The organism is Vibrio olivae (assembly GCF_042428525.1).
In the GTDB taxonomy this organism is placed as follows: domain Bacteria; phylum Pseudomonadota; class Gammaproteobacteria; order Enterobacterales; family Vibrionaceae; genus Vibrio; species Vibrio olivae.
This window is the reverse complement of the sequence record NZ_JBHMEP010000004.1, coordinates 107,121-128,494: the sequence shown is the minus strand read 5'-3', so window position 1 is coordinate 128,494 and position 21,374 is coordinate 107,121. Positions and strand designations below refer to the sequence as shown.

Sequence of the window (21,374 nt, the reverse complement as noted above, 5' to 3'; positions counted from 1 at the left end):
GAATAGTGCTCTCTATTCTATGTAAGAGATGAAATCCATGGCCTTGTCCATTCATGATATAACCCTAAGTGAACATACCCTTTCCGATTTAAAATCCGTTGAATACCACTGGATACGTACACTGTATGTCGAAGGTTATGAACCTTCAGAGATCAATCACTATATTCAAACCTGCTTTGGTGGTGATGATACCTTTGCTAATCTTTTTCGGCGCGTTGCATTAAAACAAGAAAGTGTCTTCGTTCTGCTTCAATATTTAGGCTGTGCCCCGTCAAATAAAGAGCTCACTTACTAATCCACAGAGCAAATAGATTAATTTTCCTTGTCGTCCGCATTTCTGTGCAAGGAGAGCTAGCGATACACGCAAAGTCTTTGAGTACCTCGCAACCAATACAATCCAAGATTTTTATTATTTAACAGGGAGTTATAGTAGGAATCAAATCGCAGATATAAAAAAACCCGAGGCAAAGCTCGGGTCATGGTTACAATAACTGTTAGTGAACATCTAGTAAGGAATAAAGCTAACAGCCAGCTATGCGTAACGCCAGTCTGCACACTGCTTAACTGATCGGCGGCCAAACCAAAAGCGCTAAGCAGAAATACACGTTAGGCGACCTCGCGGTCGCCTTTATCGTTTTTATTAACCTTTAACACCACCAGAAGTTAATCCACCGACTAACCAACGCTGGGCAAGTAAGAAAACGACCGTAATTGGTAATGCAGAAAGCACAGCTGCCGCCGCAAAGTCACCCCATAAGTAGTTTTGAGGGTAGAGATACTGCTGCATACCAACCGCTAGTGTGTATGAGTTTACATCAGAAAGCAGTAAAGATGCTACCGGAACTTCACCCACTACCGCGATAAACGACAGGATAAATACCACCGCAAGAATAGGCACAGACAGAGGCAGAAGAACTAATCGGAATGCTTGCCAAGGGGTCGCGCCGTCCAGCGCTGCCGCTTCTTCCAAAGAATTGTCGATGGTTTCAAAATACCCTTTTATTGTCCAAACATGCAGTGCTATCCCGCCAAGATAGGAGAAAATAAGCCCCCCGTGAGTATTTAACCCAAGGAACGGAATGTACTGACCTAACTTGTCAAAGAGAGCATACAGCGCAACTAACGCCAACACCGCTGGGAACATTTGAAAAATCATCATCGCTTTCAAAATGGTGTTTTTACCTTTAAAGCGCATGCGCGCAAAAGCATACGCTGAGGTGGTAGAAAGCGCGACAATCAAAATAGATGAAATACCCGCGACTTTGATTGAGTTCCAAAGCCAAGTTAAGACTGGGAAAGGCGGTGGTGTGACAGTGCCATCCGCATTTGTCACAGAGAAACCAAGTGCCAATTTCCAGTGTTCTAATGATGGGTTATCAGGAATCAAGCTCCCGGTCGCGAAGTTACCTTCGCGAAACGAGATAGCGATTACCATCAACAGTGGAAAGATGATCAGCGCAAGGAAAGCCCATAAAGCCGCATGCGTTGCCCAAACTCGGTATTTGAGTGATTTACCTTGAACCATTGCCATTGTTCGACTCCTTAATCCTGCGCGACTTTAGTGAAACGTAAGTTAATTAATGCAAGTGCGCCAACCAATAGGAAGATAAGCGTTGCGATTGCACTGGCGAGACCGAAGTCTTGACCACCCGACCCTTCAAACGCGATACGGTAGGTGTAGCTGACTAACAAGTCGGTGTAACCCGCAGGTTCAGAGGTACCAATCATGTTTGGCCCACCAGAGGTCAATAATTGAATTAACACGAAGTTATTAAAGTTAAACGCGAAACTTGCAATCATTAACGGTGTTAGTGGTTTGATCATCAAAGGTATCGTGATGCGTTTAAAGTTTTGGAAGAAATTAGCACCATCAATTGCTGAGGCTTCATAAAGATCATCGGGAATCGCTTTTAATAGGCCCATGCACAGAATCATCATGTATGGAAAGCCTAGCCAGGTATTAACTATGAGCACCATGGTTTTAGCTAAGAATGGGTCAGAAAACCATGACGGACTGATTCCGAATATTGACTCCAGCACCATATTTATCTCACCAAAGCTTTGGTTAAACAAACCCTTAAAGATAAGGATCGAGATAAAAGCAGGCACCGCATAAGGTAAAATCAGCAGCACTCGATAGATCGCACGCCCGCGCAGCGCTTCCCATTGGACAATACTCGCTAATACCATGCCGATGATGGCAGTAAATATAACCGTGCCCGCAGAGAAAATAATGGTCCAAATAAAGATGCTGATGAATGGCTCTTTGATGCCATCATCTTTCCATACGCGCTCAAAGTTATGAGAACCGATGGTCACCACAAACCCTGGAGACACAGTGTTGCCGACAAACGCACCGGTGTCGTCCACCGGTTGGTAATACCCGACATCCATATTCGGACGCAGCGTTTCACCGGTTTCATTATTGATCAGCGTCTCGCCGTCATCTTGAAGGGCATAAAGCGGCTTCACCGCAGCAAACTTACGTAACCCGCTCATGCGAATCTCATCACCACCGGGTAATTGCAGCTCCAGTAAGTTCAGTTTGTCACGATTTGCGATAATGGCTTTAATGGCGGCTTTGTCACCACTCACACCTTCAACCGGTGTTAATGCCATCTCTTGCTCGCCAACCGAGGCCAAATCAAAAGCTTGAGTAGCAAGCAATTGTTCGCCTTGTTGAATGGTGATGACTTGCCCCTGTTCTGTATCAAGCAGAGTAAATGGGTAGCTGTCACCACTTTGAAAAGTGCGATCGAGCAGTACCGACTGTGCTCGATCAAACGAAAGTTGGTTTTTGGCACTGTAGTTCGTAAAGGCCAGTCCAATGGTATATGCCAATGGGAAAAGAATGAATAAAATCATTCCGGCAATACCAGGGTAAATATAACGATGAGCGTATGTTTTCTTGCTACCAAAAATATACAAAGCTAATGCAGTTAAAATAAGCGTTAATAACGCGAAAGCAAGCTCACCTCGAGAATACATTAGAATAGTGGCATAGCCATTAATAATTCCGACTGTCCCAAGCAGCGCCCATTTAATAAACACTTTTTGGCTAGACGGTAAGCTTTTTTTAGAAGATGTCATAACATCAATACCTTGGACTGACTGCATATTACAACCTGCTAGCGATAAACGAGGAAAATAAGGAGGAGTTACCCCCTCCTTCAAAAAGAAAAGACTTACTTAGTAACTTGTTTTTCTGCATCTTCAAGAGCAGCATCAACAGATTGGCGGCCATCAACAATGTTAATGATCGCATTTTTCGCTGCGCCCCAGAATGCGTTCATTTGAGGAATGTTCGGCATGATTTCACCGTTCATCGCGTTGTCCATCGTCGCTGCAATGCGCTTATCTGAATCCAATTCACGTTGGAAAGAGTTAAGAGCAACAGCACCTAGCGGCTTATCGTTGTTAATGTCACGTAGACCGTCGTTGGTGAGCAAGTAGTTTTCGATAAACTCAACCGCTAAGTCTTTGTTTGGTGAAGCGGTGCTGATACCGGCAGTGAGTACGCCAACAAAAGGTTTAGACGATTGACCATTAAATTTAGGTAATGTCGTCACACCATAATTGATGCCCGACTTCTCAATGTTACCCCAAGCCCAAGGACCATTAATGGTCATTGCCGCTTTACCTTGGTTAAACGCTGACTCAGACACGGAGTAGTCCATATCGGCAGAGATTACCCCTTTATCGACGAGCCCTTTAACAAAGTTCATGGCGTCTTTTACGCCTTCTTTATCAAGACCTGCATCTTTAACGTCATAGCCTTCAGCACCAAATTTGAACGCGTAGCCACCATCAGCCGCCATTAATGGCCATGTGAAATACGGTTCTTTTAGGTTCCACATGATGGCAGACTTGCCTTCTTTTTTAAGCTTCGCGTCTAGCGCTGCCACATCTTCCCAATTTTTCGGTGGGGTTGGGACCAAATCTTTGTTGTAGATAAGAGAAAGCGACTCTACCGCAATTGGGTAGCCGATGTACTTACCATCGTATTTCACCGCATCCCAAGCAAAATCAACGATACCTTCTTTGACAGATTTTGAAGGTTTGATTTCGGCTAGGAGACCCGATTCAGCGTAACCACCAAAGCGGTCATGCGCCCAAAACACAATGTCAGGACCGTCACCTGTTGCAGCGGTTTGTGGGAATTTGTCTTGAAGCGCGTCTGGGTGAGCCACAGTAACTTTGATGCCTGTGTCTTCTTCAAACTTCTTACCGACTTCCGCTAGGCCATTATAGCCTTTGTCGCCGTTAATCCAGATGGTGAGCTGACCTTCTTCGATCGCAGCATGTGCACCAAATGAACCAAGAGCAACAAGAGTACCGAGCGCTACAGAGCTTAGGGCATTTTTCATGTTCATATCCTTTTTTATATTTGTGTTGTAGGGCTTTACCTGAGGTTTCGCCGTATTTCGCCATATATAATCAGAAAAAAAGGAGTTCGACTCATCCTCCCAACCCCTACGCCCTCTGTATTATGGCGTATTTTCGTGATCACCATCGATACTGAATGGCGACCGATATCACAAAAAATCGGTTTATTGTGATCATTCTCATAAACGGTCAATGAAATAATTTGAAGTGGATCTTAGTATGCTTTCTCCTCCCCCTTTCCCCTCATCCCCTCCTACTACCCCCAGAAAAAAATCAACCGGGAGGATGTGCCTCAAACAGGAAATAGCGACACTACAGCTATCCAATAGTGGATGGTAAGAAGCTTTTCCAGTGTTCAATCTTTGTAGGTTTACTGGTTTGCAATATCACACTGGTTTTGCTGTTGAGTGTAGAGTGTTCGGGGTAGTGAATTTCTGTTTCGGGGGAGACACTCTACGTTCGCGGGGGAAGCAGACCAAGTTTTGATATTGAGGGTGATGTGATGTGTCTTAAGAATCGTCCATCACCCTAATTTTTCTTGCCATTATAGACATCACACCAAATTCCTACTGTTACTGCTCATCACATAATTCATATAATGCTGAGTGGTAAAATAAAATTTCGATCGAGGACAAGCTAGATGGCGAGTGTCACGTTAAAAAATGTATGTAAAGCTTATGGCGACGTATTGATCTCGAAAAACGTCGATTTAGAGATTAAAGAGGGCGAATTTGTCGTCTTCGTTGGCCCATCAGGCTGTGGTAAGTCAACCCTTCTTCGCTGTATTGCTGGATTAGAAGACATCACGTCTGGTGATCTGTATATTGGCCAAGAGCGCATGAACGATATCGAACCGTCCAAACGTGGCGTGGGCATGGTGTTCCAATCATACGCGCTTTATCCACATCTTAACCTTTACGACAACATGTCTTTCGGCCTTAAATTGGCAAAAGCCAATAAACAAGAGATCGATCAACGTGTTGACCATGCAGCTGAAATTCTTCAGCTCAGTCATCTTCTTGATCGTCAACCTAAAGCTCTGTCTGGTGGTCAACGTCAACGTGTGGCGATTGGCCGTACACTGGTATCACAACCAAACGTGTTTTTGCTTGACGAACCATTGTCAAACTTGGATGCCGCACTGCGTGTGCAGATGCGTTCAGAAATCACTAAGCTACAACGCAAGCTTGGCTGCACCATGATTTACGTGACTCACGATCAAGTCGAAGCCATGACCATGGCTGATAAAATCGTGGTTCTCGATGCCGGTTTTGTTTCTCAAGTGGGTAAACCTCTTGAACTTTACCACTATCCAGAAAATCGTTTTGTTGCCGGCTTTATCGGCTCACCAAAGATGAACTTCATGAGCGTATTCATTGATGAAGTCGAGGAAAAGCAGGTTAAAGTCCAACTTTCAAACGGCACTTCATTCTGGATTCCAGTCGAGGGCACAACCGTCGAGCGTGGTGCCCGTATGTCACTTGGCGTCCGTCCTGAGCATTTACTGAAACCTGAAGACGCTGATGCCACCATTGAAGGTGACGTAATGATTGTCGAGAAATTGGGTAATGAAACTCAGGTTTACATGAACCTGGAAGCCGCAGATGCGGACGTTATTTACCGTCAGCCTGACACGCTTGATGTTGAAGTGGGTGATAAAATTGCCATTGGTATTCCTGCCCATCGTTGCCATCTGTTCCATAGTGATGGTCGTGGTTGTAAACGATTATTCCGCGAAAAAGGCGTTGAATTTTTAGAAGAATAACCCTTTACTCTTTAGTTTCAATCCGTTTAGGCCACGTTTACGTGGCCTTTTTTTGTTGATGATTCAGCAACCTCACATTGATATATTAATAAAAAAAGCCACCTAACGGTGGCTTTTTAGATGCTAAATGAACTTACTGAGCAGTGACCGAAATCGCTTTCGACGCAGCATTAAAGTTTATTTGGTAAGTTGCATTATCACCAACCTGATAATCCGTGCTTGGATAAGATTCAGTCCACTGACCATCATCGATTTTGAATCTTGCAGGGCTCTCCTCACCACTGAAGGTTTGCGTTGTGGTATACAAGCCGCTTTGTGCGTCATACTCAAGCTGTGTTAGCCCCCACGAATTCGATGTACCGCGGTAGTACCAAACTTCCTCACCTTGGGTGGTACCTGAAGCACACTGAGCACTATCTACCCAGCTTCCTCCGAGCAAGCAAAGGTTTGGATTTGTAATGGCGGCATCGGCCGTTTGATTACTCCCTTGATCGCTTAAAATCACATTCAATGAGGTTAAAGGAGTGCCGAAATCATGGCAGTAAATCCCGTTGTCTTCACTCATCACCACACCTGGCCAAGTGGCGTTTGCTACCGTGGTTGCCGCTTCTACGCCCCAATAATACAAAGTCGGAGAGCTAAAGCCCGCACTATTGTCGTAGCACACCTTGGTCAAACTATCTCCACCATTGTCACCACCGCCTTGTGAATCAACGCTAAAGCCACAACTTTCCAGTGACTGCCATTGCCCATTAAGCAAGCAACTCCCTGTTGAGGTCGTCAGATCAGCACCTTGCGCGCTACCTGCATCCGAGAAAATGAGATTGATACTGGTCGCTTGACTGCCCACATCGTGACAATAAAAATCCCCATTTTCGCTCATCACAACCCCAGGCCAATTTGCGTCTTCGACGGCACCTGCAGGCAAGGCATTCCAGTAATACATCGTCGGCGAGCTAAATCCTTGGCTATTGTCATAGCAAATCGCCGTTGATGTCACTGGGGTCGCAGGTTGGAGTTCCCCCCCACCCTGGCAATCCGTCGTGCATGCATCGCCCACTTTCGCTCCTACGTGAATCGCGGCGGCATCCTGAATGGCGATATTAAAGGACGCTAAGCCTGCGCTATTGACCGAAATCGTCGGCCCGCTACACTCGCCTGTTTGCGTGTCAAAGTCACCCGCAATCACATCGCAATATTCCCCTTCTGGCATACCGGTTTGCAGCGTTTGCGATAACGTATTGTTATCGTCGCGGTTAATCGCGACAAAACCTAACCCGCCGCGCCCAAATGCGATTTGGTTATAGCCGTTATCCCACCAGTCGGTCACTTGCCATTGGTCGGCGGTGTAGTTACGAAACGCCACCATATTCGCGACACCACGCCAACGGTGTTCACAAACCCAATCACCACCATCAAAACCACAAGCGTTTCCGCTGTGAATGCCAGTTGAAGGAGGTCCAGCGTCAAAATCATTAAAGTAATAACCTGACATCACTTTGGGGTAACCATAAGGATAAGCGAGCGTAAATACATTCCCTAAGAAGTAGAGATTACCAGCGTCTTTGTAGCTAAGGGTTTGCTCGGGGTTATGGCGTTCTTCATCGTGATTGGTCACAAACGTGACGGCCTCACTGCTCGCCAACCAACCATCACCCGAGCCGATATTCTGCAGCTGATTGATCCCCCCGTTTTTGAAAATAGGCCCAAGCGTGCGCGCAAAATTAAACTCGGTGACATCCCCAATATAAGTATATTCGCTGGTTTGAACCGGCTCTCCGTACGCGCCAATCACTTCTTGAAAGAGGTAAGGGCTGCCGTTTAACTTACTTTTTATTGCCGCAATATCTTGTGCTGGGATATGCTTTGCAGCGTCAATACGAAAGCCAGCAACGCCCATACTCAGCGCGTCATTCATATAGTCAGCAATTTTCTGGCGTACATATTCAGATTCGGTTTTTAAATCATTCAGCCCAACCAAATCACAGTTTTGAACTTGCCAGCGATTGGAATAGTCAATATCGCTTGTACAGGTGTGAAAGTCATCGCTGCTGTAAGGGACATCTGGGAAATAACGGTTTGCCGCAGCCATATGGTTAATCACGGCATCGACATAGATATCAACCCCAGCAGTTTTACAACGCTGTACCATATCCTGAAACTGTGCACGTGTACCGCTGCGCCCTTCAAAGGCGTAACTCATAGGCTGATATCTCGCCCACCACGCTGAGTTATCTACACTGGACTGAGGCGGGGAGACTTGCACTGCGGCAAACCCTTTCGGCCCGAGGAAAGTTTCGCATTCGCTGGCGACATCAGGCCAGCTCCATTCAAATAAATGGACAAATGCCGTTCTAGGTACTTCATCTGCAAACAACGGCGCACTACTGAGCATTCCACTCAATATCAACGCCGAGGTGACAGCGTGTGTCTTGATTTTCATATTCATTCCTTTAACTATGAACTAGCTAAATTAGGCTATTATTATCGAGAAGGTTTAAGAGAGTTTATAAGGCAGAAATAACTCCCCAATAAAATAATCAAACAAGCCAATTAATATACAAACTATGAATATGTCAGCGTGTGATAATAATCATTTAATGTAGTGATGAATACGCTTTTATCTATAATTTAAATCACACTCAGTGAAAGATGTGGTCAATAAAACCTCAATAAATAATACGCAATTCTCTATATTTAACTTTTCTTTAAAATAAAATAACTTAGATTATTTATATTCAAACGTATTAATAATATCAGCTACAAATGGAGACAAGTATCACAATAAAACAGCGCTGACTGTTTTAATTATCGTGATCGAGATTTTGTCATACCAAATGATGAGTTTAGAATTTTGGAAAAATAAAAAAGAGAGCGTTATGCTCTCTTTCTCGTCGGTATTTTTGGACTTGATTACGGGGTCTCAATCCGTTTATGCCCTTGCTCAAGGTGCACAAAATCAACCAAATCTTCGCCCGATACCTGATACGCCTGACCAAACCCCTTCACAAATAATCCATGTTGGGGAGTGAATTTAAATAGAATGAAATCTTGCAATTGACTCAGACCATCAATGATTTCACCAAAACGTTGCTGTAGCTGCCCTATCACCTCTTGCCACAGCTCTGAGTTACGTTCTACGATTTCAGCTTGCGCATCAAACGTAAGTCGTTTGCGTGCAAACAGTTGTTTCGCGGCCTTCTCATCTTCAATCATCATCAGCGATACATGCGGATTCAACTGTAAATTTCGCGCATGGCGAGCGATTTCCGATATCAACACAAAATAACCCATTGAGTTTTGCACAAACGGGGCATAACTGACATTCGGTTTACCGTCCTGATCAACGGTGGCAAGTTGAAGCGTCATGCAACTCTGGCGAAACTCTTCAATTTCTGGCCCTAAGCGTCCTTGTAGACGCTGCTGTTTCATCTGCTGATCCATCATCGTGTTCCTTTATTGGTGAGCGCTTAACTGAGACTTCAATTCAGCAAACTTTTCTACTTGTGAAGGAAGCACATTACGCTGATCATCTCGACCGAGATAAACTTTAAGGATACTGGCTCCTTGATTATCAAAAAAGCCGATGTAGTGGCTGTCTTTGCCCATAAACGGCTTACTCACCAGAGCAATATTTTCGATACTTTCTAGCTTGATATGACCATGAAGCTGACCATTTTCACCTTGTAAGTTGTAATAGCCATTCGCCATGATTCCAGCCGGAAACGGCGCTTTAATTTCAAATATCGAACCACCAGCATGAATAATGCTCGTGAGTGGCCCAAATTCAACCAAACTTTGAAGTATCTCAAGCGCTTCATTTGGCGAAGCAACCAGCGCCATCGATGCAGGTAATTCCTTAACCACCTCTAACTCTGAAACGTTAAGACGCTGCGCCATCGAGACAGGACGTAAGTTAGGTTCTTGCTCGATAAGAGCGGCGACTTGAGCTTGTATAGATTGCATAGTTCTCTCAATTGTTACCATATTGTAACTGGTTGCTGCCCCGCGATAGGACAGAGATTGGTTAGTTCTCACGCAGTCAAACGCAGTGATAAACAAAAATAACCATACTCAACCAACTGTTTAATATCGACAAATTATATTAATGACCCATTTCTCATTTGATCCTATATTTTTGTTTATGATAATACAAATGATAATTGATATTATTTAGATTATAAGCAATACTCTCGCACTTTACACCATCACAACAACTTGTGATGACCAATAACACAGATTAGAACCGTATGCTCATGAACCACAATAAACCTAAGATCCATCTTGTCGTCTTATTGCTCTCGACGCTCAGTTTTATGGCTCAAGCACAACAAAAAATCGTGAGTGCTGGTGCCGCAGTCACTGAGCTGCTACTCGCGCTTGACCAACAATCCTCTCTGGTTGCTGTCGATGTCACCAGTGAATTACCGGCAGGCATTGAAAAACCAGTCATTGGTTATCATCGTCAGTTATCAAGCGAAGGGATACTCGCGACAGGCGCAACGCAGCTCATCGGCTCTGACGAAATGGGGCCGCAAAGTTCATTAGAGCAACTCAAGCGCGCTGGGCTAACGGTTTCGATTGTGAATACTGAGCCAACGCCCCATGGTTTATTGGAGAGAATTGATCAATTAGCGAAACTCACCGATAGCCAACAACAAGCGCGCGCGCTCAAAGCTGAGGTGAGCAAAAACCTCGAGACACTTGATGCCCTACGTCCACAAAAAGAGGCTCAAAAGAAAGTACTATTTCTTCTGATTCACGAAGGGCGAGCAGCTAATGTTGCAGGAAAAGAGACCACGCCCAACGAGATCATTCATCTCGCTGGAGGTATTAATCCCGCTGCCGAGCAGTTAAGTGCTTACCGTCCGCTCTCCAACGAAGCCTTGATAGAAATGCAACCTGATGTCGTGTTAGTTAGTGGCCGCAGCTACCAAAGCCTTGGTGGTACTGATGCCATACTTCGCGCCCTTCCAACGTTAGCGGCAACACCTGCGGGAAAAAATCATCAAATCATTACCATTGATGGTCACGCTTTAGTCGGTGGTTTAGGGCTAAAGAGCTTGTCCGAAGCAAAACGGATTAATCAACTGATTTATCCTTAGGAGTCAGTCGGTGTTACGAACAGTACCCACAACCTTGATCTTAACCGTATTTATCACGTTGCTTTTCGCGCTCGCCATAAGCTCAATTACTATCGGCCCTATGCGTATTAGCTGGATGGATAGTTTGGCGGCGCTCACCGGAGAAACTCATAGCAACGCGCCGCATATTGGCATGATCATTCATCAAATTCGTTTGCCTCGAACTTTGTTATGTATGTTAGTCGGGGCCATTCTGGCCATTTGTGGCGCAGTGATGCAGGGCTTATTCCGAAACCCACTCGCCGAGCCAGGAATCATCGGTGTGTCTGCAGGTGCGAGCCTTGGGGCCGCTATTGCCATCGTGATATTCAGTCAACTGGATTTCAATGCCCCTAGCCTGTTGAGTTTATTTACCCTGCCTTTATTTGCCTTTTTGGGCGGCACTGTAACGACCCTGTTAGTGTATCGTCTTGGTACCGGACGGATGGGCACATCCGTCACCGTAATGTTATTGGCTGGCGTCGCCATTAGCGCAATTTCTGGCGCAGGGATTGGTTATCTTAACTTTATTGCCAGCGACCAAATGCTGCGTGATTTATCGCTTTGGTCCATGGGCTCACTGGCTGGCGCGAACTACAGCCACATTGGATTATGTGCGGCGGTGCTTTCTGCCCTAATGATTATATTTCTTCGTAAAGCGATGGCACTCAATGCGCTCCTGCTTGGAGAGTCAGAGGCAAAACATCTTGGTATTGCGATTCAATCTCTGAAACGCCAGCTGATTTTGCTCACGGCACTGGGGGTGGGTGTAACGGTCAGTGTCGCAGGAAGTATTGGATTCATCGGCCTTGTCGTCCCCCATTTAGGTCGAATGCTGTGTGGCCCGGATCATCGACGTTTAATCCCCATTTCCGCCATATTAGGTGCCTTACTGATGACGGCAGCCGATATCTTTGCGCGTGTTGCCGTTGCGCCCGCAGAGCTTCCTGTTGGCATCGTCACCGCTTTGATTGGTGCGCCATTTTTTATCTATTTACTCTTTAAGCAACGAGGACACATGCGATGAAAGCATCTCACTTTGATATCGCGCTTTCCGCGAACAATATCCATGTCCATTTTGGTGATACCTGTGTCGTAGACGATGTCAGTTTGGCAGTAAATAAAGGCCAAGTAACGGCACTTTTAGGGCCCAATGGCGCAGGTAAAAGCACGTTACTCAAAGCGTTAGCTGGCGAGTTAGTTTGTAAAGGTGAAGTCGAAATATTTTCTGCACCGCGTCGACACTGGAAAAAGGATGATCTAGCGCGGCATTTAAGTATGTTGCCACAAAGCAGCTCCTTGAGTTTTCCATTTCTGGCGCAAGAAGTGGTCGAATTAGGCGCCATTCCTTTAAATAAGTCGGCTCGGGAGATTACTCAACTGGCAAGAATCAACATGCGCAAAGCGGGCGTCGAGCATTTAGCTCAGCGGTTATACCCTTCACTTTCTGGCGGAGAAAAGCAGCGCCTTCATCTTGCGCGTATCTTGACCCAGCTTTCTGAAGCCGGCGATAAACAAATTCTATTACTCGATGAACCGACGTCTGCTTTGGATCTTTCCCACCAACATAACTCACTGAACTTAGCGCGAAACATTGCCCACAATGAAAACGCCGCAGTCATTGTTGTACTGCATGATCTAAACTTAGCGGCTCAATACGCTGACCGTATGCTGGTGCTAAAACAAGGGCAAATCGCCTATGATGGTACGCCCGAGCACGTTATGACCGCGAGTATGATTGACGATGTCTATGGGTACAAAGCGACTATTGCCACTCACCCGTCATTAGGGTTTCCAATGATGTACAGCTCTTAGGCCGTCATCCTCTCTCGTCATTTCTCTCTTTATTCTCGCGAGCCAATTAACACTAAACGATTTCATAGAGTTAATGGCAAATGGTGGTAGTCAATCTACACTTAACTAAAGATTGAAACCGCTAAGGATCCCTCAATGAAACATTGGCTCTTGTCGCTTGCCTTATGGACGCTGTTTCCCGTCAGTGCTTATGCTCACGCCATCACTTTTGGTATCGTCCCCCAGCAATCAGCCGTGACGCTTGCTCAAAATTGGGGGCCGATTCTTAAATACCTCTCTGAGCAAATTGGTCACGATGTCGTATTCCGCACCGCTAAAGATATTCCTGAATTTGAAAAACGCTTATTGGCAGGTGAATATGACATTGCCTACATGAATCCCTACCACTATACGGTATTTCATCAAAAACCCGGCTACCTTGCTTTTGCTAAACAAAAAAACAAGCAAATTCGAGGTGTTCTTGTCATCAATAAAAACTCATCGGTAACCTCCATCCACCAATTGGATGGTCAAAAGCTCGCTTTTCCGTCGCCAGTTGCTTTCGCGGCAACCGTCGTTCCTTTGTCGTCATTGGAGCAAATGGGAATTAACGTGGTTCCACAGTATGTCTCTTCACATGAGTCCGTCTATCTTAATGTTGCTAAAGGATTTTTTATTGCCGGGGGCGGCATAGAGCGCACTTTCAATAACAGTTCTTCACAAGTCAAAGAGCAGCTTAGGGTTTTATGGCGAACGCCCGGCTATACACCACATGCATTCGCTTCTCATCCGGATTTGGATCCTGACCTGGTACAAAAAGTCCAAACCGCATTGGTGAACATGGCGGCAACAAAGCACGGTTTGGAGCTACTTAAAAGCATTAATTTTAATGGCATTACGCCGGCAAATAACCAAGATTGGGATGACGTAAGGAGCTTAAACATCTCTCTTCTTCAACACATGATTGACACGGAATAACCATGTCTCTGCGCTTAAAAACCATCCTTGGTATCGCCACAATTGAAGCGGTACTGTTGGCTATTTTGTTGTCTTTAACCCTGAACTATCTAGAAACTACGAACCACAGAGGGTTAGATGAACGCGCGACTTCAACCTCTACATTATTCGCAACATCAGTAAAAAACGCGGTTCTTTCTTATGATCTTGCGACCATAGAAGCATTCACTACTGAATTACAACGTAGCCCCGATATCGTGTATGTCGCCGTTTTTGGCGACAATAATCAAGCACTGTCAACCAAGGGTGATGTTCCCGAGTCATTGGATGACGCCCTGCTGCGCTTTCACAATCATGAAGAAACACAGAGTATTTACCACATTAAAGCAGATATCGTCAGCTCAGATATTACGTTTGGCTCAGTATGGATAGGGTTTGACCTTAGCTATCTAAACCAACAAATTGAAGATGCTCAACACTGGAGCGCGCTGATTGTGTTTGGCGAGATGTCACTCGTCGCACTCTTTTCCTATTTTCTTGGCGCTTACTTAACACGCCGGCTATCGGAGCTTCGCAAAGCAGCCGATGACATTGCACAAGGAAAACGCTATATCTCGCTGTCTACTCATGGCGAAGATGAACTGGCAACGGTTTCCAAGGCATTTGAACAAATGGTAGAGAGCTTACGCCAGAGCGAAGACGAAAATCAGCAATATCAGCAGCAATTGCTATCGACCAACGAGTCGCTTGAAGTTAAGGTCGCCGCACGAACACAAGATCTTATGCGCTCAAATCAGGAATTGCGTCAAACCAATCATCAACTAAAAACAACCCAAGCCAAATTGGTCGAAACTGAAAAAATGGCATCAATTGGCACCATGGCTGCTGGCGTTGCACATGAAATTAATAATCCAATCGCCGCGGTGAAGAGTAACTTACAAAGCTGCTTTGAATACCTCTCCACATACCAACAATGGGTCTCACATAGTGAATCTCTGATTGGGCAGCAGTATCACGACAAACAAAAAGCAGAATTTGAACGTTGGAAAAAAAACCAGCATGTTGAGTTTCTTTACGAAGACTTCAAAGATAGCCTCAATGATGCACAAATGTGTGTGACTCGCGTGGCGAGAATCGTATCTGCACTACAAAATTACTCTCAATACCAAAACGAAAACGACCGAACATTTAGTCATATAGAACTTTTTGATGTTATCGATAAAGCTCTGAATCAAATACCATTGTCTCTCAACGTCCAAATTATATTGGATGCAAGCATAAACAAACAGCCTGCGGTTGTCGGTGTTTATGACGAATTAAAAACCTTATTCGAACAAGTGATCAAAAATGCGATTCAGGCATGTGATCGCGCAGCGCCACAACTCAACCACTGTGTAAAAGTCACCGCAAGCCACTCCCAACACTCGGTGAATATTGTTATTGAAGATACCGGGGCTGGTATCCCTCAAGATGCGGCGTCACGCATTTATGACCCTTTTTATACCACGCTTCCCGTAGGTGAAGGGATGGGGCTTGGGCTAACTTATGTCTATGATATTGTGCACCTACATCAAGGTGATATAAACATTCAGTCAAGCCCTGATGGCACTAAGGTGACGATTGTCCTTCCGGTGGCTGAGCGTTATTCAGGTTCGATAAGTACTGGTTAATTTTTTCAATGTTTGAGGCCAAATAGTGCTGGTAAGATTTGAGTTCATCGATCCATTGCTTACTTGGCGCAGTCGCACATTCATTAAAGCGCTTGCAATCACTCTCTAACTTTTCGGCTCGTTGGCCACTCACTTTGGCTCCCACCATATAACTCGCCGCTTTTATGGTATGAAGACATAAGCGTAAGTGGTCATGTTGAGAGGATTCCAATTGTTCTGGAAAATTGACCAAGCTATAAAGGGTATTAATATATTCCTTCATCACTTCGAACAAATAATCCTCTCCGACCATCTCTTCAACTACGGAAGGCGAAAACCCGTACAGTTCTTCACAATCAGGCACGTTCGCCTCCGGTCAATTATATGAATATGGCGATGGGTAATGGCGTTTGCTTTTCAATCTCTTTGAGCTTGGCTATCGCATGAGAGCTCAAAGCTTGCCCAGCTGTTAGCATCAACTTTCCGTTTGGCAGATAGAGATCCTGTTTAAGAACCGTGCCCGCTTTGACGTCTTCCAAACTCACGCACGCGTCTATATCTAAGTTCTCCAAACCAGATTCCACAACTTTAATAAACACTTTGACCACATCTGGGTCATATTGCTCCCCACCTTGTTGACGAATGTACAACAGTGCACTGGCCGGTTTCATGCGTGTTGGGTTATTGGTCGAAGTCACAAAGAAATCGTAATTTTTCACGATTCTAAGGATTCGAGCACCAATGGGGATCGCCTCACCATGAAGGTGATCGGGCTTACCTGTGCCATCAAAATTTTCATCTTGGTGACGAATAATATCGACTAAAGGCTCAAAACGTTTGATACCACCGATAATTTCCGCTCCGACTTCAGGGTTTGATGAAGGCGCTTGGGGAATCGCGGCTTCATCATCGTCAATAACCAACTCTTGTTGCTCTTTGACCTCTCCGATAAGCCCAATTTCATGCATTAATCCCGCTAAATACACTTGTTTCACGTCCGTATCGGGTAACTGCAGCTTTTTAGCAACTTCTCGGGATATTTCAGCAATACGCTCTGCATGATCCGCTTTTAACCCTGTTCGATGCTCAATGATCGCCATCAAGGTATGTAGAATATCGTTAAAAATTGCCGAGCGATTTTTTAGTAAAACCTGCAAGTTACGATTGGCTTTAACAAGCGCTTCGGTGCGCTCTTCAACTTTCACTTCCAACTCATCATTCATCTGCTCGAGCTGCTGATTTTTGGCTGCGAGTTCACCAAGTAATCGCCGTTTTTCACGTTTTAGCTCAAACACTTCTGCCGCTTTCGCCAACGTTTGTTTGATGGCTTCATTGTCCCAGGGTTTTGCCAAATAGGTGTGAATGCCGCCTTCGTTTACGGCTTTTACCGTCGACTCCATATCACTGTACCCAGTGAGAAGGAAACGCAGTGAATCAGGACGGATTTGCCGCGCTAAAGATAAGAACTCAGCGCCATCCATTTCCGGCATACGCATATCAGAAATAATCAGTGGTGCGTCGTTTTCTTGCAAGTACGCCAACGCGTCCGAGCCACTATCAAAACTGACAACATCGTAGTCATAACGCAACACACGTGTTAGCGATTTAAGGATATCTTGCTCATCATCAAGCAGCAGCAAACGTAGCTTTTCCTTTTCAGTAACCGTCTCTTCAGAAGTTTCAAGCACCGATTCGTTGTCAGGATTCTGGTTATCGCTAGGTGGCGACTCCTTTTTGATTTGATCAGGCTGGGCGGAAGTTGTCATAGCGAAACTCCTTTATCATTCTGAGTCATGTAAGAGAGAAAGTCAGATTGGCGTAAAGGCGGGCTGATTAAAAAACCTTGAGCATGAGTACAACCCAACTGCTTTAAATACGTGAGCTGCGATTTATCCTCAACCCACTCCGCCATAATGTCGACATTGAGTGATTTCGCGCTGTCAGTAATCGAGTTAATGATGACGTCACTACTTGCGCTTGTACCAATTGAGCGCACAAAGCGCCCATCAATTTTCACCATATCAAATGGCAAATCACATAAAGACTCAAAGCCAGAAAACCCGGTGCCGAAATCATCCAGTGCCGACATCACACCAAGGTCATGCAAGCGGTCCATTTCGACTCTAACCGCATCAAAATCTTCTATTTTGTCCGTCTCAACCATTTCTATCTTTAACTGCTCAATGTATGGCTTATATTGGTCGATATAGCCAATCAGTAAATTGTGAACGAAGCCTTTTTCCAACTGTTTCGGTGTGACATTAAAACTCACTTTGATATAAATGTTCGCCTCATTAAGGCTTTTCACCAGTAACAGCGCCTGCTCGACAATCGTCACCGTCACCACGTCAACTAAGTCATGCTTAAACAATAAAGGCAGAAAGATATTAGGCCCTTGATAACTGCCGTCTTCTAATCGGCGTCGGACCAACGCTTCACATCCATCAATTTCACTGGTGGTAATATTCAATTGTGGCTGAAAAAACGCTTCAAAATGATAAGCTTCGATATCCGCTATAACATCTTTAAGTGCAATAACGTCGTCAGAGTCATCCCCGTTATCAAGCCAATACATGTTCTCGACAATCGGCCACATATGCTGTTTACGGTCAGCAATATGGAATTGATCAATACTGATGTTCTTCCAAGAACTGACTTCACTCAGCAACAGTTTGACGCGGTAATTGAGCTCTTTCCCAAACAGCAAGTTATTCACCCATGCACGAATACTTTTTAGCAGATAACGCCCATCAGACGAGTACTCAAACAGAGCGATAAATTTGTCCGCAGCCCGATACCATTTCACGGCCTGAAATGTATTCAATTTTGCAGCGCAGTCGCTTAACAACTGATTACCGACCAGTACTGACAACTGATCATTGATGCTCGACATGTCTTCAATGTCTAACATCACCACCAGCCACGGCTTAGGCTCATCCTGGTCAATTTTCGCGATCCGTCTTTCGAGTTCTACCGCCGACCAGCACCCGGTTAATTTGTCACGTTGTGAGATTTCACGATGCTCTTTCAACGTCTGACAAATGGTATCGAACAGCTTGGATTTATCCCAAGGCTTACTGACATACTTGTTCAGTGCACCCGCGTTCAGCGCTTTAGAAACACCAATAATATCAGCTTGACCAGAGAGCATAATGGTCGGGATTTCAGGAAACATGCTATTGACTTTAAGGAGAAATTCCGCGCCATCCATGTGAGGCATTCGATAGTCGGTAATGACTAATCCAATGTGGTTGCGACTTAATATGTCCAACGCCTCACTGGCGGAGGTGGCTGTGTGAATCTGAGCCACTTTATTGCGAAGTTCTCGCTCTATCGCTCTGAGAATGTGGGGCTCGTCATCAACGACCAGAATTTCGGTATAAGCGACCATTTAATGTCCTTTCTCGCTGTCTTTAGATGCACTCAGAATTAAAGATTTTCGCTTTGCTGCGCGTCTGGGTTAGAAATCGGTAATCGAATGATAAAGGTGGTGCCTACGCCAATTTCACTTTCGACTTCAATCGATCCTTTATGGGCGTGAACAATGCCGTAAGACACCGAAAGTCCGAGACCAGTCCCTGAGCCCACCGGCTTTGTGGTAAAAAACGGCTCAAAAATCGAGGAAAGGTGCTGCTCTGAAATCCCAGAACCATTGTCGGATATGCGAATTTCAACTTGGTCATCAGCAAAAGGAGCCACATATATCTTAATGATTCCTTCTTCATCAATAGCCTGACTCGCGTTAAGTAAAATGTTTAAAAACACTTGATTGAGCTGCATCGGCTGGCAAACAATTTTGGGCGTATTGGGATCGTAGTGGCACTCAACCTCAATGTGGTATTTGATTTCATTATTAATAATGCGCAGCGTCGAATCGATACCGTCAGTGATATTCACTTCAGCCCAATTAGCACTGTCGATATGTGAAAATTCCTTCAAGTTTTTGACGATCGACATCACCCGCGACGAGCCTTCTAATGATTCACTAATCAGGTCCCCCACATCCTCAACCACAAACTCCAACTGTGCACTGGCATAATGCTGCTCAAGGGTTTTCTTAAGCTCGGCATCGCTGGTGTTAGTCAGTTCACTGTTCACCAAATGAATAAAGGACATTAACTTTTTAAAGTAATCATCGAGTGTCTGCATATTAGAGGTAATAAACCCAATCGGATTATTGATTTCATGAGCTATCCCAGCCGATAACTGGCCGATTGAAGCCATTTTCTCCGATTGAAGAAGCTGTGTTTGCGCCTGCTTCAATTTGTCCATCGCTGTTTTTAATGCTTGATGTTCCGTGCGCAATTGTGCAGTCATTTTTTTGAGGTCTTTTTGCTGACTGGCGGTGATTGTCGAATCATAAACGCACAAACAAAGATGCTCTAAAGCGCCTCCCTCGCTATGAATAGGGATCAACTCCATGTCTTGATACATCGCATCTTCCGAGCCGGAAACGGGCCTAGATGTTTTAAACGGCAACACGTGCGGTGATTGCTCCCAAGAGGAAAAGCTTGGCGATTCAATCGTAAATGCGGTATCAACCTTGCGCTTGAGAAAACGCGCCGAGTCGGGAAAAAGCGTCAGTAAATTCTGTCCCAAAACTTGGTTATCTTCTGTACTCACACGAGACAGAAAGTACTGATTTGCCATCACGATCGTATAATCCCGCCGCACGATACAGAGCGCAAACGACATCTGGTTGAGCAAATCGGAAAGCATGAGTTTCGATTTCATGTTTGCTCCTAGCTCACTCTAGATACGAATCTAGGCGTTCAAGTAACTCCACAAGCCCATTGTCTGCAAAACAAATAATGGTTTCTGATTCAAACTTGACGGCTTCAATTAAAAAGGAAACCTGCAAAACCAGAGATTGTTCCCAGCGATCAAGGGGCAACGGAGTTTGAGAGGGTTGCATGATCACTGGCGGTTGAATGCGAGTATTCATTTCAATTTGCTGGCATAAACCTTTCAAACTGGCACCTGAAAGGATGTTCGACACATCAAGAATGCAGTCCTTGAGCTCACTTTCATTAATCGAGTCACCTTCGCTCACCGAACACATGTCACGGGCTAAAAGCTCACCACCATCTTTATTAAGTAAAGTAATCACCTCACCACATAACTCGCCAAAAAAAGACTGTTGGGTGTAATGAAATGTCGACTCATAATTCATTTGACGACTGAGCTCTTGCGGAGACGCCAGCATGATCTGAGGAATAGACAACGTCACATGCAAGCCAACCAATTCAGCCAGTTTGTTTGCAGCCTTGCCCATCGAGATATTGAGAAATTCTTTTAGAAAATCTTCGTGGTCTTCAGTCAGTGTAATTTTCATAGCAACCCCACCTCTTTCAGTACGTCAAGAAGTTGGTCAGCCTCCAACGGTTTTTGCAAAAAGCGAACAGCGCCAAGCTCCATCACTTTTTGCTGAGAATGGGGCTGAATATCAGCGCTTATGACAAACACAAAATTACGCGCTTGCTTGTCTTTAAGCGCAGCAAGGACATCAAAGCCATCCATCTCAGGCATCGTCAAATCAAGAAACATGACATCGGCTTTACCTTGCTCGTAGAGTTCAAGCGCTTCTTTACCATTTTGCGCTTCATGAAGCTCCTGAGTGAACTCTTCAGGCAACGCTCTAATCACAGCGCGGCGCGACATTTTAGAATCATCAACCACAGTAACCTTTATGCTCATATA

The 21,374-nt window shown here is 45.0% G+C and carries 19 protein-coding genes; 7 read left to right on the top strand and 12 right to left on the bottom strand.

Going from position 1 to position 21,374, the window contains the following annotated elements; genetic code table 11:
* The first annotated feature begins 37 nt into the window (after positions 1-37).
* Entirely contained in the window at positions 38-295 is a 258-nt protein-coding gene (locus ACFFUV_RS14550; RefSeq protein WP_390194213.1) for a hypothetical protein, read from the top strand.
* Positions 296-640: 345 nt separating this feature from the next.
* Here ACFFUV_RS14550 and malG read toward each other — a convergent pair whose 3' ends face one another.
* The 3 genes from malG to malE all read right to left on the bottom strand — a co-directional run bounded on the left by malG (position 641) and on the right by malE (position 4,367).
* The gene (malG, locus tag ACFFUV_RS14545) at positions 641-1,531 is read right to left on the bottom strand and encodes a maltose ABC transporter permease MalG (protein WP_390194211.1); all 891 of its coding nucleotides are present in this window, start codon (positions 1,529-1,531) and stop codon (positions 641-643) included.
* Positions 1,532-1,542: 11 nt separating this feature from the next.
* Positions 1,543-3,117, bottom strand: coding sequence for a maltose ABC transporter permease MalF (gene malF, locus ACFFUV_RS14540; protein ID WP_390194208.1), 1,575 nt, complete (start codon positions 3,115-3,117; stop codon positions 1,543-1,545).
* A 68-nt stretch (positions 3,118-3,185) separates the two neighbouring features.
* The gene (gene malE / locus ACFFUV_RS14535; RefSeq protein ID WP_390194205.1) at positions 3,186-4,367 is read right to left on the bottom strand and encodes a maltose/maltodextrin ABC transporter substrate-binding protein MalE; all 1,182 of its coding nucleotides are present in this window, start codon (positions 4,365-4,367) and stop codon (positions 3,186-3,188) included.
* 659 nt (positions 4,368-5,026) lie between these two features.
* Here malE and malK point away from each other — a divergent pair.
* Complete coding sequence (gene malK, locus ACFFUV_RS14530) at positions 5,027-6,151, top strand: maltose/maltodextrin ABC transporter ATP-binding protein MalK (protein WP_390194202.1); 1,125 nt, start codon at positions 5,027-5,029, stop codon at positions 6,149-6,151.
* Between the two features lie 133 nt (positions 6,152-6,284).
* Here the strand turns inward: malK and ACFFUV_RS14525 are convergent, their stop codons facing one another.
* From ACFFUV_RS14525 to hutX, 3 genes are all read right to left on the bottom strand, one after another.
* Positions 6,285-8,594 carry a starch-binding protein gene (locus ACFFUV_RS14525; protein ID WP_390194199.1) on the bottom strand — a complete coding sequence of 770 codons (2,310 nt, stop codon included), beginning with the start codon at positions 8,592-8,594 and terminating at the stop codon, positions 6,285-6,287.
* Between the two features lie 470 nt (positions 8,595-9,064).
* A complete protein-coding gene (gene hutZ / locus ACFFUV_RS14520; protein ID WP_390194421.1) occupies positions 9,065-9,595 on the bottom strand; it encodes a heme utilization protein HutZ in 531 nt (176 codons plus the stop codon).
* A gap of 12 nt (positions 9,596-9,607) precedes the next feature.
* Complete coding sequence (gene hutX, locus ACFFUV_RS14515) at positions 9,608-10,117, bottom strand: heme utilization cystosolic carrier protein HutX (protein WP_390194196.1); 510 nt, start codon at positions 10,115-10,117, stop codon at positions 9,608-9,610.
* A gap of 290 nt (positions 10,118-10,407) precedes the next feature.
* On the opposite strand from hutX, the gene ACFFUV_RS14510 reads away from it, so the two are divergent.
* From ACFFUV_RS14510 to ACFFUV_RS14490, 5 genes are all read left to right on the top strand, one after another.
* Complete coding sequence (locus ACFFUV_RS14510; RefSeq protein WP_390194193.1) at positions 10,408-11,256, top strand: heme/hemin ABC transporter substrate-binding protein; 849 nt, start codon at positions 10,408-10,410, stop codon at positions 11,254-11,256.
* 10 nt (positions 11,257-11,266) lie between these two features.
* Positions 11,267-12,301 carry a FecCD family ABC transporter permease gene (locus ACFFUV_RS14505; protein WP_390194189.1) on the top strand — a complete coding sequence of 345 codons (1,035 nt, stop codon included), beginning with the start codon at positions 11,267-11,269 and terminating at the stop codon, positions 12,299-12,301.
* Positions 12,298-13,089, top strand: a complete 792-nt coding sequence (locus ACFFUV_RS14500; protein ID WP_390194186.1) for a heme ABC transporter ATP-binding protein — start codon at positions 12,298-12,300, stop codon at positions 13,087-13,089. Before ACFFUV_RS14505 ends, ACFFUV_RS14500 begins: the two co-directional genes overlap by 4 nt.
* Before the next feature lie 135 nt (positions 13,090-13,224).
* Entirely contained in the window at positions 13,225-14,046 is an 822-nt protein-coding gene (locus tag ACFFUV_RS14495; protein ID WP_390194183.1) for a phosphate/phosphite/phosphonate ABC transporter substrate-binding protein, read from the top strand.
* A gap of 2 nt (positions 14,047-14,048) precedes the next feature.
* Positions 14,049-15,695: a sensor histidine kinase gene (locus tag ACFFUV_RS14490; protein ID WP_390194180.1), complete on the top strand. Its 1,647-nt coding sequence runs from the start codon at positions 14,049-14,051 to the stop codon at positions 15,693-15,695.
* Here ACFFUV_RS14490 and ACFFUV_RS14485 read toward each other — a convergent pair.
* From ACFFUV_RS14485 to ACFFUV_RS14460, 6 genes are read right to left on the bottom strand one after another with little or no spacing between them, the layout of a single operon-like run.
* Positions 15,634-16,038, bottom strand: a complete 405-nt coding sequence (locus ACFFUV_RS14485; protein WP_390194178.1) for a hypothetical protein — start codon at positions 16,036-16,038, stop codon at positions 15,634-15,636. The genes ACFFUV_RS14490 and ACFFUV_RS14485 overlap by 62 nt on opposite strands.
* Positions 16,039-16,054: 16 nt before the next feature.
* A complete protein-coding gene (gene nosR / locus ACFFUV_RS14480) occupies positions 16,055-17,440 on the bottom strand; it encodes a response regulator c-di-GMP phosphodiesterase, NosR family (protein WP_390194175.1) in 1,386 nt (461 codons plus the stop codon).
* Positions 17,437-19,065 (bottom strand): EAL domain-containing protein, encoded by a 1,629-nt coding sequence (locus ACFFUV_RS14475; RefSeq protein ID WP_390194171.1) that lies wholly within the window; start codon positions 19,063-19,065, stop codon positions 17,437-17,439. Before ACFFUV_RS14475 ends, nosR begins: the two co-directional genes overlap by 4 nt.
* Positions 19,066-19,103: 38 nt before the next feature.
* On the bottom strand, positions 19,104-20,408 hold the full coding sequence (locus ACFFUV_RS14470; RefSeq protein WP_390194166.1) for a PAS domain-containing sensor histidine kinase: 1,305 nt from the start codon (positions 20,406-20,408) through the stop codon (positions 19,104-19,106).
* A gap of 13 nt (positions 20,409-20,421) precedes the next feature.
* On the bottom strand, positions 20,422-21,009 hold the full coding sequence (locus ACFFUV_RS14465) for a chemotaxis protein CheC (protein ID WP_390194163.1): 588 nt from the start codon (positions 21,007-21,009) through the stop codon (positions 20,422-20,424).
* Positions 21,006-21,371: a response regulator gene (locus ACFFUV_RS14460; protein WP_390194161.1), complete on the bottom strand. Its 366-nt coding sequence runs from the start codon at positions 21,369-21,371 to the stop codon at positions 21,006-21,008. The genes ACFFUV_RS14465 and ACFFUV_RS14460 overlap by 4 nt, the downstream gene beginning before the upstream one ends.
* Positions 21,372-21,374: the final 3 nt, after the last annotated feature.